This window comes from Escherichia sp. KCJ4928 (assembly GCF_004352695.1).
Classification (GTDB): Bacteria; Pseudomonadota; Gammaproteobacteria; order Enterobacterales; family Enterobacteriaceae; genus ECMA0423.
Map to the genome: position 1 here is coordinate 1 of NZ_SJWV01000131.1, position 11,784 is coordinate 11,784.

The following is an 11,784-nucleotide window of genomic DNA, read 5'->3' on the forward strand; positions in this document are numbered from 1 at the left end:
ATAATGATGATATTGTCGCGGTTGGCATGACCTATCAGTTTTAATGATTATTGCCGGATGTGATGCATCCGGCACATTTCACTCACGCCGTTAACTTCACCGGCTCGTCACGAAAATCATCCGCCGGTTCCAGCTTCAGATTCAGCGTCGTCAGCAGTTCACGCAGCTTCTCGTGAAACTCACGCAGGGTGTGCTCCAGTCGTTCAACCACTTCAGTGTCTTTTACCGGAACACTCTTCCAGTCGCCTGCTTTATCGAACAGACCAAACTGGTAACTGTAGGTAAAACGGGATTCCTGCGCTTCAAGCTCCATCCACCAGCCCCAGAACTCACGCACTTCCGGTGCCGGTTTCACGTTGACGCATACAGCCAGACAATCGAAAAAGAATCGATTATCTTCGCACTTACCTTCACGAATATACGGGCCTAGTGCGGTAAATTTTTTGATCAATCTGCTCTTCGGGTGTCCACTCGGTAACGTCATTGCTATCTCCTGTTGTGATGCAACTGTTTTACCAAATTGGCAAAATTTAGCAAATTTTTAACACAAGCGTTTTTCGATCCAGCCGGTGATTTCCTGAAGACCTTTGTCAAAATTCCGATACACCGGGTTAAATGGGATCTCTAATAATTTACCGTCAGCAGATGATGAGGTGATTAAGCGTGAGTCCTCTTCCGGGCTGAACGGATCGTTCTTCCAGTAGCCTGATAACATTGGCGTTGGGCAGCGACGCCCCAGCAATCCTTGCACTTTTAATGAATAGCGATTCAGCTCCACGCGTAACGCGTCATCGGAAGCATCATGCATCCCCAAACGACTCGCCAGAACGTCAAGATACATTTCCGGCACCTGTTGCTGGCACTTAAAATCACTCAACAGGGTATGAACTACCGGACCAAGACAGGCAACCGCTTTCAGACGCGGCGATTCAAGATATGCCAGACGCACGGCAACGTTAGCGCCGAAACGGAAACCAAAGGCCGCGACGCGAGTGTGATCCACCCACGGTACGTTAGGCAGCGCCTTTAAGACGTGCTGATGCAACAGGCTGGAGTCCTGGGTGAGCTTCCATTTTGAAGAAAAGCCCACCGATGGCATATCAATAGTCAGCATCGCAATGCCGCGCGGCGCAAAATAACGTTCATACAGGCTGTAATAGTCCGTCTGCATCGCATCCAGACCACCACACATTAATACTGTCGGGAACGGGCCATCGCCTTTCGGCATATGCAAAAAGCCGGTGATGGGCGCACCGCCGGGTACGGTAAACTCCATCTGCCGCATCGTGCCCGGCAGACGCTGGGCGGCCTCTTCATAGGCGCGGTTTGATAAAGCCTGCGCTTGCTCGGCCAGGTCATCTCCTTTCAGATGAGGATAGGCGGCAATGTTGTACAACGTAGCCGCATGCAGCCAGTGTCGACCACTGAGTTGCGGATCTTCTTCCGCACAGGCTTTTTGTTGCCACACCATCGCCTGGGTGGCCCACTCATAAATCCAGTTGCCACCACGGTAGCCAATCACAGTATCGTATAAATCATCGTCGGTACGTTCAGCATCGCTCATCACAATACGTGCCTGGACGTCGAGGATTTCACGTGGGTCAATACCGCGCCAGATCCACATCAGACGGTTAATCATGCGATACCAGTGAGGGATGGTTTTACCATCAAGAGCCGACTGCACAGGCGGTTGTGCGCCGTGATTAAAGCGGCGGACTAGCGTCGAGGTTTCAGGATGTTTAAAGCGGGGTTTGAACAGGGTTTCGCTCAGGTTTGCCTGTGTCATGGATGCAGCCTCCAGAATACTTACTGGAAACTATTGTAACCTGCCTGAAGTTAAAAAGAACAACGCCCGGCAGTGCCAGGCGTTGAAAAGATTAGCGACCGGAGATTGGCGGGACGAATACGACGCCCATATCCCACGGCTGTTCGATCCAGGTATCTTGCGGGATATCAACAACATAGTCATCAACCAGCGGACGACCAGCCGGTTTTGCGAAGATGGTGACAAAGTGCGCTTTTGGATACATTTCACGAATCGCAACAGCAGTACCACCGGTATCCACCAGGTCATCAATAACGATGAAGCCTTCGCCATCGCCTTCTGCGCGTTTCAGCACTTTAAGCTCGCGCTGGTTGTCGTGATCGTAGCTGGAAATACAAACGGTATCGACATGACGAATACCCAGTTCACGCGCCAGTAACGCACCCGGTACCAGACCGCCACGGCTTACGGCAATAATGCCTTTCCATTGTTCAGAAGGCATCAGTCGGCTTGCGAGTTTACGTGCATGGATCTGCAACATGTCCCAGGTGACGATGTATTTTTCGCTCATGTGAAGTGTCCCAGCCTGTTTATCTACGGCTTAAAAAGTGTTCGAGGGGAAAATAGGTTGCGCGAGATTATAGAGATCTGGCGCACTAAAAACCAGTATTTCACATGAGTCCGCGTCTTTTTACGCACTGCCTCTCCCTGACGCGGGATAAAGTGGTATTCTCAAACATATCTCGCAAGCCTGTCTTGTGTTGACAACATTTTCTGCTAACCCTGTGACCTGCAATACTGTTTTGCGGGTGATCGACAAGGAGACTTAACGTGTCTGAACTGTCTCAATTATCTCCACAGCCGCTGTGGGATATTTTTGCCAAAATCTGTTCTATTCCTCACCCGTCCTATCATGAAGAGCAACTCGCTGAATACATTGTTGGTTGGGCAAAAGAGAAAGGTTTCCATGTCGAACGCGATCAGGTAGGTAATATCCTGATTCGTAAACCTGCTACCGCAGGTATGGAAAATCGTAAACCGGTCGTCTTACAGGCCCACCTCGATATGGTGCCGCAGAAAAATAACGACACCGTGCATGACTTCACGAAAGATCCTATCCAGCCTTATATTGATGGCGAATGGGTTAAAGCGCGCGGCACCACGCTGGGTGCAGATAACGGCATTGGTATGGCGTCTGCGCTGGCGGTTCTGGCTGACGAAAACGTGGTTCACGGCCCGCTGGAAGTGCTGCTGACCATGACCGAAGAAGCCGGTATGGACGGTGCGTTCGGCTTACAGAGCAACTGGTTGCAGGCTGATATTCTGATTAACACCGACTCCGAAGAAGAAGGTGAAATCTACATGGGTTGTGCGGGGGGTATCGACTTCACCTCCAACCTGCATTTAGATCGTGAAGCGGTTCCAGCTGGTTTTGAAACCTTCAAGTTAACCTTAAAAGGTCTGAAAGGCGGTCACTCCGGCGGTGAAATCCACGTTGGCCTGGGTAATGCCAACAAACTACTGGTGCGCTTCCTGGCGGGTCATGCGGAAGAACTGGATCTGCGCCTTATCGATTTCAACGGCGGCACACTGCGTAACGCCATCCCGCGTGAAGCCTTTGCGACCATTGCTGTCGCAGCTGATAAAGTCGACGTCCTGAAATCTCTGGTGAATACCTATCAGGAGATCCTGAAAAACGAGCTGGCAGAGAAAGAGAAAAATCTGGCCTTGTTGCTGGACTCTGTAGCGAACGATAAAGCTGCCCTGATTGCGAAATCTCGCGATACCTTTATTCGTCTGCTGAACGCCACCCCGAACGGTGTGATCCGCAATTCCGACGTGGCAAAAGGTGTGGTCGAAACCTCCCTGAACGTCGGTGTGGTGACCATGACTGACAATAACGTAGAAATTCACTGCCTGATCCGTTCACTGATCGACAGCGGTAAAGACTACGTGGTGAGCATGCTGGATTCGCTGGGTAAACTAGCTGGCGCGAAAACCGAAGCGAAAGGCGCATATCCTGGCTGGCAGCCGGACGCTAATTCTCCGGTGATGCATCTGGTACGTGAAACCTATCAGCGTCTGTTCAACAAAACACCGAACATCCAGATTATCCACGCGGGCCTGGAATGTGGTCTGTTCAAAAAACCGTATCCGGAAATGGACATGGTTTCTATCGGGCCAACTATCACCGGTCCACACTCTCCGGATGAGCAAGTTCACATCGAAAGCGTAGGTCATTACTGGACGCTGCTGACTGAACTGCTGAAAGAAATTCCGGCGAAGTAATTATTTGATTTGCTGCCGGATGGCGTTTAATCGCCTTCCGGCAGTTTCATCCTTCATTATCATTCGATAAAAGCCATCCCTGTAAATGTCCGTCTCGGGTTGCCACGTTCAATCTGGTGATGGAACATTCGCCGCTGCGATTTCAGCACCGCGCTATTTTCCTGTTGCTGCTGCTCCAGCTTCCAGGCAATCAGCAATCGTGCCAGCCGCTTGTTAGCATGCTGACTACGCTCTGACTGAACCTTCACGCTAATACCGGATGCCAAATGCGTGGCGCGTACCGCCGAGTCGGTTTTATTGACATGTTGACCGCCCGGCCCCGACGAACGCAACGTCTCATAACGGATTGCATCCGATTGTTCCTGCTCATCAGCGGTAAAACGCCCAATGCCCAGAAACCAGTTTTTGCGCCCATGATGAGGCCGATACGGACTCGGACAAATCCACTGAATAGTGCCGCACCAGCTTTCGCTTAATGCCCATGCGTTATCGCCATCCAGAGAAACCAGAGCTGAACGCAGCGTGTCAGAGTAGCGGCCCGTTTCTGTTTCCAACACCGTTACCGCGACGTCTTGTCGGGCAGCTTCTTTAATTAATCGCTCCAGCGCCTTTTTCACTGCGAGACAACATTCTTCCGGCCCCTGCGCTGAGGAGAGTTGTAGCAAGATCATCCTTTTTTCCCTCCACTGTTTTTGAGCGTTAGCACCGGACGCAGCCGCGCGACAGGAATAATTAAACCGGCCTGCACCAGACATTGCACCACGCTTTCAGCCGATTTATAGGCTTGTGGCGCTTCTTCAAAGATGAGTTGTTTATCGCGACAAATTACCCGACTGCCAAGTTCAGTCCGCGAGAGTTGCGTCACCGTGTATTTCGCTGCCAGACGCCCTTTACACTCGGTGCGCCCCCATTTACGCCCTGCCCCATGCGCCAGCGAGTGGAGCGTTTTTTCGTTCGCAACAGGCTGTACAATCCAGGAGTAATCACCACGTGAACCGGGAATAATCACCAGACCGTTGTCATCCGGCGTGGCACCTTTACGATGCAACCAGCCCTGTTGATCGCCGATTTGACACGCGCTAACAAAGTTATGCGCCACATCCAGAACCGGACTTCCCGTGGCCTTAACTTGTTGCATTATGCGCAAAGCGATCATCTGGCGATTAATACACGCAAACGCCAGCGCATCGTCATGTTCCGCAATATACCGTAGCGCGTCGTCACTGCCTTGAGGCAAACCATGATGCGAGAACGAGGCAATATGCCGCTGTAAAATAGACTGCCCCACCCCCCGCGAGCCGCTATGAACCAACAGTTGCAGATGTTGTGCATCCAGACCTGCCAGTGCAAACAGTTCAGCGTTGATGATTTGATCAACTTGTTGCAGTTCAGCGAAATGATTGCCGCCACCGATAGAGCCAAGCGAGCTGCGCCACGGATGCTGTGCAAATGCTGACGGCAGGTTTTCCTCCAGCCAGCTTTCTTCAGCAACGTCATCCAGATCTGATAATCGCTTTTCAAACTTATCGGCGTTGTATTTGCGAGTGAGAATATCTGTTTGCCATAGCGCCATACCGCAGCCGATATCATTGCCGACCAGTGCCGGATAAAAACGACCAACAGAGAAGAACGCTGCGCCAATCGGATAGCCGCGTCCGGGATGTAAATCTGGCATCCCCACTACGCGCTGCATGTTGGGTAAATTTGCCGTGGTGTGTAATTGTTGGATCGCTAAACTCTCGATCCACAGGTCATCAGATGCGATGGTAAATACCGCATCGGATAAGGGACGAATATAATTGCCCATATACCATTCCGTAAATAGACTCGTCATACTTCAAGTTGCATGTGTTGCGACTTGAATTATTGAGAGTAACAATTAAAAAATCAGGAAATGGCAGACGAATCCAGGGCAAGAAAAAAAGAATTAATCCTGGAAAGGTCTGCAAAGAGTCATTGATAAAGGATTTGTCATGATTTACCTCCTTGCAGTTTGTGGAATAAGAAAACGCGCACATACTAGGCTTGCGTTATTTTCATTGCAAGCTGGATTTAATGTTGCTGTTTATAACGCATATAAAAATTAATAAACCACTCTCCCCGACATTCAACGCGTTGCTGCTTAACTGTCTGAAAACCATAACGTTCAAAAAAGGGTTTTGCGGTTATGCTTGCGTCCACCGTAAGTTCGGATTCAGACTTAATCAAAGGTTTTAACAAAGCGCTGGCAACCCCACGGCGGGTGTATTCAGGGTCAACAAATAACATATCGATATAGTGTTCAACGCAGGTAATAAAGCCGACCAGTTTTGCATTAATGACTGCAACCCGCACTTGTGATTTCGCGAGTTTCTCCTTCCAGCGAGATTCGTCAATCTGCGCCCAGGCGGCAATTTGTTGTGGTGAATAATGCTGACTGGCAGTCATCGTAACCGCTCTAATGAAAATAGCGCATAGTTGCTGAAAATCGCCAGGCTGATAGTCTCTTATTTGTATGTTATTCATAATCCCAGCACCAGTTGTCTTTCCATTTGCGGGTCAAGCAACGTCACATGCAGCCCCACCAGTCGCACACCGCGCCCGCCGCGGCGTTCATCCCAGGTTTTACGCGCGGTGGCGATTAAGTCAGCTTTATTCAGCCGCGGCCAGACGTGCTCCTGAGTGGTTTGCTGAAAATCGTCGAACTTTAATTTCACCCCCTGGCGGGCAATCAGTAAATCAGGTTTTACCTTTGCCAGACGGCGTTCAAGTTCCGGATACAGCCGCTCGATAATCGCTTCACATTCAGACCAGTGGTGGATATCTTCCGCCATCGTGCGTTCCACGCCGACGGATTTTCGCAACCGTTCGCTGTTAACGTCGCGCTCGTCAATCCCCTGACTACGCTCCCACAAAATGCGGCCAAATTTGCCAAAGCGTTTAAGCAGCATCACCAGATCACACTTTTGTACATCACCGCAGGTCCGCAGCCCCATCGCTTCCAGTTTTGCCGCCGAGACTTTGCCGACGCCGGGGATTTTTGCCAGCGGTAAGGTTTGTAAAAATGCCGGAACTTCTGCCGGCGTAATCACAAACTGACCGTTGGGTTTATTCATGTCGGAGGCGATTTTGGCGAGAAACTTTACTGGTGCCACGCCCGCAGACGCTGTCAGTTGCAGCTCGCTGAAAATCGTCTGGCGGATTTCCTGGGCGATGAGGGTCGCAGAACCGTGGCAATGGACGCTATCGGTGACGTCGAGATAAGCCTCATCCAGTGACAACGGTTCAATACGCGAGGTGTAGCGCGAGAAGATTTCACGGATATGATTTGAGGCTTCTTTGTAGGCGTCAAAGCGCCCCGGAAGCAAGGTGAGATGTGGGCATAATTTGAGCGCCATCCCAGTAGGCATAGCGCTACGTACGCCAAATTTACGCGCGGGATAATTGGCGGTGCTGATCACCCCCCGACGTTCGCGGCTGCCGCCAATAGCAATAGGGATATCGCGCAGGGCGGGATTGTCGCGCATCTCCACCGCTGCGAAAAAGCAGTCCATATCCACATGAATGATTTTACGCATTGCTCACCTCTCAACACTGGTAAAGTATACAGTGATTTCAGGGTTTGAGAAATGCGTAAAGATTCAGCATTTAGCGCGTTCGCTGTGAAAGCACATGCTGCTTATCCAGCTTTTGCACCAGCGGCTGCACCACTTTATCCCCATGCTGACCAAAGTATTGATACAGCGTATCGGACGCACTTTTGGTCAGCACCATAATCTCAATGCGCCGGTTACCCGCGCTTTGCGGATTTTTGGAATCCAGCAGCATCTGGTCCGCCATTGCGCTTACCTGCATCACTTTATCTTCCGGCATTCCGGCCTCTTCCAGCACCCGACGAGCCGAAAGCGCGCGGTCACCCGAAAGGTTCCAGTTGTTGTAGATATTGTTTTTGTAGGCCATCGCATCGGTATGCCCGGTAATAATAATTTTGTTATCGAGCGAGTCGAACACTGGCGCGAGCTCCACCAGCAAAGTTTTAAAGAACGGCATAATCTGCGCGCTGCCGCGTTCAAACATATTGCGGTTCTGGTCGTCTTTAATCAGCACGCGTAATCCCTGGGGAACAATCTCCATCTCCAGATTCGCTTCCATATGCGCATCACGGGCAATGGTGTTGATACTGGTTGCCAGCTCACCAAGCTCGGTGGCTGATTTCTTCTTCAGCAGCGCCGTTTTCTCATTGACGTCACGCGCTTTTTTCTCCGTCTCTTCCGGCACCGCCACGGTGGCAGGTTTTGGCGGATGAGACGGGCTGATTTTATTTAACGGCGACAATCCGCCGCCACTGAAAATCGACTGCCCGTGCAGCGCGGCGATAATGCTTTCACGCTCGGATTTACTGACGCTGTTGACAATCAACTTTATTGTCGTCACCAAAGGGGCCGAGCGTATTTCCGAGGTTTCAGCCCGCTTTACCCTGGATGCGATGCCCGGTAAGCAGATGGCGATTGACGCCGATCTTAATGCCGGGTTGATCAATCAGGCGCAGGCACAAACCCGACGTAAAGATGTTGCCAGCGAGGCCGATTTCTACGGCGCGATGGACGGGGCATCGAAATTTGTGCGCGGGGATGCTATCGCCGGGATGATGATTCTGGCGATCAACCTGATCGGCGGCGTCTGTATCGGGATCTTCAAATACAACCTGAGCGCCGACGCCGCCTTCCAGCAGTATGTGCTGATGACCATCGGCGACGGGCTGGTGGCGCAAATCCCTTCCCTGCTACTCTCCACCGCGGCGGCGATTATCGTCACCCGCGTCAGCGACAACGGCGATATCGCCCATGACGTGCGTCACCAGTTGCTGGCAAGCCCATCGGTGCTCTACACCGCTACCGGAATTATGTTCGTACTGGCGGTAGTGCCTGGAATGCCACATCTGCCGTTTTTGCTGTTCAGCGCCCTGCTTGGCTTTACCGGCTGGCGGATGAGCAAACGCCCGCAGGCGGCGGAAGCGGAAGAGAAAAGTCTCGAAACGCTGACCCGCACCATCACCGAAACCAGCGAGCAACAGGTCAGTTGGGAAACCATTCCGCTGATCGAGCCCATCAGCTTAAGCCTCGGCTACAAGCTGGTGGCGCTGGTGGACAAAGCCCAGGGCAACCCGCTCACCCAGCGTATTCGCGGCGTGCGACAGGTGATATCCGACGGCAACGGCGTGCTGCTGCCGGAGATCCGCATTCGGGAAAACTTCCGCCTTAAGCCCAGCCAGTACGCTATTTTCATCAACGGCATTAAGGCTGATGAAGCGGATATTCCGGCGGATAAACTGATGGCGCTGCCCTCCAGCGAAACCTACGGCGAGATAGACGGCGTGCTGGGGAACGACCCGGCGTACGGGATGCCGGTGACCTGGATCCAGCCTGCGCAGAAAGCGAAGGCGCTGAATATGGGGTATCAGGTGATCGACAGCGCCAGCGTGATTGCTACCCATGTAAATAAGATTGTGCGCAGCTATATTCCTGATTTATTTAACTATGACGATATTACGCAGTTGCATAACCGTTTGGCGTCGATGGCACCGCGCCTGGCGGAGGATTTAAGCGCGGTGCTCAATTACAGCCAGTTGCTGAAAGTGTACCGGGCGCTGCTGACCGAAGGCGTTTCCCTGCGCGATATCGTCACCATCGCCACCGTGCTGGTCGCCAGTAGCGCGGTGACCAAAGATCATATTCTGCTGGCAGCCGATGTGCGCCTGGAGCTGCGGCGCAGCATTACCCATCCGTTCGTTCGCAAGCAGGAGCTGACGGTGTATACCCTGAATAATGAGCTGGAAAATCTGCTGACTAACCTAGTGAATCAGGCGCAACAGGGCGGTAAAGTGATGCTCGACAGCGTGCCAGTGGACCCGAATATGCTCAACCAGTTCCAGAGTACGATGCCACAGGTGAAAGAGCAGATGAAAGCGGCGGGGAAAGACCCGGTGCTGCTGGTGCCACCGCAGCTGCGCCCTTTGCTGGCGCGTTATGCAAGGTTGTTTGCGCCGGGGCTGCATGTGCTGTCGTATAACGAAGTGCCGGATGAGCTGGAGTTGAAGATTATGGGGGCGTTGAGTTGATGGGGGATTCTTTTCCATGCTTTGCAGCACCTGACACCATTAATTGACGTCACACTGCAAAGAGACTACGATGACACCATACAATGACGTCATGGATTGATAGTATGATTAAGGTCAGCGCGCTAGGTTCTCGTCATAGAAAAACATTCGACGATGTAATGACGGAGCCGCCAAAATCTGGAATTAAATGGGATGATGTTGTTGCACTCATTAAAGCTGTGGGTGGAACAATAAAAAATAACAACGGCTCCAGACGAAAATTTCAGATTGGAACGACCAAATTCAGCACACATGAGCCACATCCAAAAAATGTGATGGATAAAGGCGCAGTAGCAGGTCTTAAGGAGTGGTTTGTTAACTGTGTAGGGGTAGATTATGAATAAAGCATCGAACATTATCACAATTAAAGGTCAACCAGCCGCAGTAACATTTGAAGCCGATATCAACGCATTTCGCGGCAAGTTCCTCAATGTAAACGGTTATTGTGACTTTGTAGCCACAAGTATTGAGGCATTATATCGTGAAGGCGAAAGCGCGCTGGATGAGTGGATGGCGGATTGTGAAGAGGACGGTATTGCCCCTTTTCGTGAAGAAGAAGAGCAAAAACGCCTGACGCTTCGTGTTCCTCATCACATTGATTCGCGGCTGACCATCGTCGCCAGACAACATTCCATTTCAAAAAACCAGCTCATTGTTGATGTCTTAGAACGTGAGTTTTCAGCCCAGATGTAAACAGGTCGGATGCCGCGTGGCATCCGACCTTTTGCCAGTTCGTCAATATTACCCATTTACAAAATCGTCTCCTCCGTCAAAATCCGCCGCGCGCCTAAAAAGTGATCCTGCCAGAAAGGTTCAGCTAACTGACTTACCCGAATGGTTTCCCCGGTGCGCGGTGACTCAATAAACTGACCGTCGCCCAGATACACCCCCATATGGTCGGCAATCTCGCGGCTGTGGATATGGAAAAATAGCAAATCTCCCCGGCGCAGGTCGTTATTCGCCACAATGGTTGCCCGGCGATAGTGATACATCTCATTAGCCGTGCGTGGGAGTTTCGCCTCAAGGATCTTGTTGTAGGCATAAAAAACTAACCCGCTACAGTCGAAGCCTTGATCGGGCCGCGTACCGCCCCAGACGTAAGGCTTGCCAAGCTGTTGCTCCAGACGGTGAATCGCCACTTCGGTGATGTTATGCAGATGGTCGCTGCTTAAGAAATAGTTGTTTTCCGCCAGCGCCTGCCAGCGTCTGTCACTCGCCTTGAGCGGCGCAGGAAACCATTCTGGATGCTGTTTTATCTGTTCGCGGTTGTGCTGGCGTAGCGCCCTTCTGCTTTCGGCATTGCCTTCCACAATATAGCTGGCCTGTTTTTTCAGATGGGTTTGGTACTGTTTTAATAAACGCGCACGATTTTGCATCCGCTGGCGGGCGGCGTAGCTGAAAGTGATATGTGATGTGGTGGCGCTGGCAAATGAAGAAAACGGCAAGCAAAGCAACAGTAATCCCGACAACACAAAAGAGGGAATCGACGGCAAGGACATACTCAATAATGGCTGATCATGCATTGATGTTGCAGTGTATCCCGGCCCGTACCTGAACAAACTTAATAAACCATTATTATAAAATTAATAAATAT

At 51.4% G+C, this 11,784-nt stretch carries 12 protein-coding genes and 1 pseudogene; 4 read left to right on the forward strand and 9 right to left on the reverse strand.

Annotation, left to right across the window (positions count from 1 at the left end; all coding sequences use genetic code 11):
- Window positions 1–82: 82 nt before the first annotated feature.
- The 3 genes from crl to gpt all read right to left on the reverse strand — a co-directional run bounded on the left by crl (window position 83) and on the right by gpt (window position 2,336).
- A complete protein-coding gene (crl, locus tag E0D98_RS16820; protein WP_000174677.1) occupies window positions 83–484 on the reverse strand; it encodes a sigma factor-binding protein Crl in 402 nt (133 codons plus the stop codon).
- A gap of 57 nt (window positions 485–541) precedes the next feature.
- Entirely contained in the window at window positions 542–1,786 is a 1,245-nt protein-coding gene (gene frsA / locus E0D98_RS16825; RefSeq protein WP_000189539.1) for an esterase FrsA, read from the reverse strand.
- 91 nt (window positions 1,787–1,877) lie between these two features.
- Window positions 1,878–2,336 (reverse strand): xanthine phosphoribosyltransferase, encoded by a 459-nt coding sequence (gene gpt, locus E0D98_RS16830; protein ID WP_001291990.1) that lies wholly within the window; start codon window positions 2,334–2,336, stop codon window positions 1,878–1,880.
- A 260-nt stretch (window positions 2,337–2,596) separates the two neighbouring features.
- On the opposite strand from gpt, the gene pepD reads away from it, so the two are divergent.
- On the forward strand, window positions 2,597–4,054 hold the full coding sequence (pepD, locus tag E0D98_RS16835; RefSeq protein WP_001293016.1) for a cytosol nonspecific dipeptidase: 1,458 nt from the start codon (window positions 2,597–2,599) through the stop codon (window positions 4,052–4,054).
- A gap of 59 nt (window positions 4,055–4,113) precedes the next feature.
- Here the strand turns inward: pepD and prfH are convergent, their stop codons facing one another.
- The 5 genes from prfH to lafU all read right to left on the reverse strand — a co-directional run bounded on the left by prfH (window position 4,114) and on the right by lafU (window position 8,467).
- Window positions 4,114–4,725: a peptide chain release factor H gene (gene prfH / locus E0D98_RS16840; RefSeq protein WP_050877240.1), complete on the reverse strand. Its 612-nt coding sequence runs from the start codon at window positions 4,723–4,725 to the stop codon at window positions 4,114–4,116.
- Entirely contained in the window at window positions 4,722–5,861 is a 1,140-nt protein-coding gene (locus E0D98_RS16845) for an RNA ligase RtcB family protein (protein WP_000528870.1), read from the reverse strand. Before E0D98_RS16845 ends, prfH begins: the two co-directional genes overlap by 4 nt.
- A 245-nt stretch (window positions 5,862–6,106) precedes the next feature.
- Complete coding sequence (locus E0D98_RS16850) at window positions 6,107–6,559, reverse strand: GNAT family N-acetyltransferase (RefSeq protein WP_001059855.1); 453 nt, start codon at window positions 6,557–6,559, stop codon at window positions 6,107–6,109.
- Window positions 6,556–7,611 carry a DNA polymerase IV gene (gene dinB / locus E0D98_RS16855; protein WP_001226183.1) on the reverse strand — a complete coding sequence of 352 codons (1,056 nt, stop codon included), beginning with the start codon at window positions 7,609–7,611 and terminating at the stop codon, window positions 6,556–6,558. Before dinB ends, E0D98_RS16850 begins: the two co-directional genes overlap by 4 nt.
- A gap of 70 nt (window positions 7,612–7,681) precedes the next feature.
- A complete protein-coding gene (lafU, locus tag E0D98_RS16860) occupies window positions 7,682–8,467 on the reverse strand; it encodes a putative lateral flagellar export/assembly protein LafU (protein WP_000207590.1) in 786 nt (261 codons plus the stop codon).
- Here lafU and E0D98_RS16865 point away from each other — a divergent pair.
- From E0D98_RS16865 to E0D98_RS16875, 3 genes and pseudogenes are all read left to right on the forward strand, one after another.
- Window positions 8,439–10,151: pseudogene (locus E0D98_RS16865) on the forward strand (flagellar biosynthesis protein FlhA); the annotation flags it as partial. The gene lafU and the pseudogene E0D98_RS16865 sit on opposite strands and share 29 nt — an antisense overlap.
- Window positions 10,152–10,255: 104 nt before the next feature.
- Complete coding sequence (locus tag E0D98_RS16870) at window positions 10,256–10,534, forward strand: type II toxin-antitoxin system HicA family toxin (RefSeq protein WP_000598760.1); 279 nt, start codon at window positions 10,256–10,258, stop codon at window positions 10,532–10,534.
- The gene (locus E0D98_RS16875; protein ID WP_001030484.1) at window positions 10,527–10,883 is read left to right on the forward strand and encodes a type II toxin-antitoxin system HicB family antitoxin; all 357 of its coding nucleotides are present in this window, start codon (window positions 10,527–10,529) and stop codon (window positions 10,881–10,883) included. Before E0D98_RS16870 ends, E0D98_RS16875 begins: the two co-directional genes overlap by 8 nt.
- A 56-nt stretch (window positions 10,884–10,939) precedes the next feature.
- Here the strand turns inward: E0D98_RS16875 and E0D98_RS16880 are convergent, their stop codons facing one another.
- On the reverse strand, window positions 10,940–11,713 hold the full coding sequence (locus E0D98_RS16880) for a C40 family peptidase (protein ID WP_122994759.1): 774 nt from the start codon (window positions 11,711–11,713) through the stop codon (window positions 10,940–10,942).
- Between the last annotated feature and the right edge of the window lie 71 nt (window positions 11,714–11,784).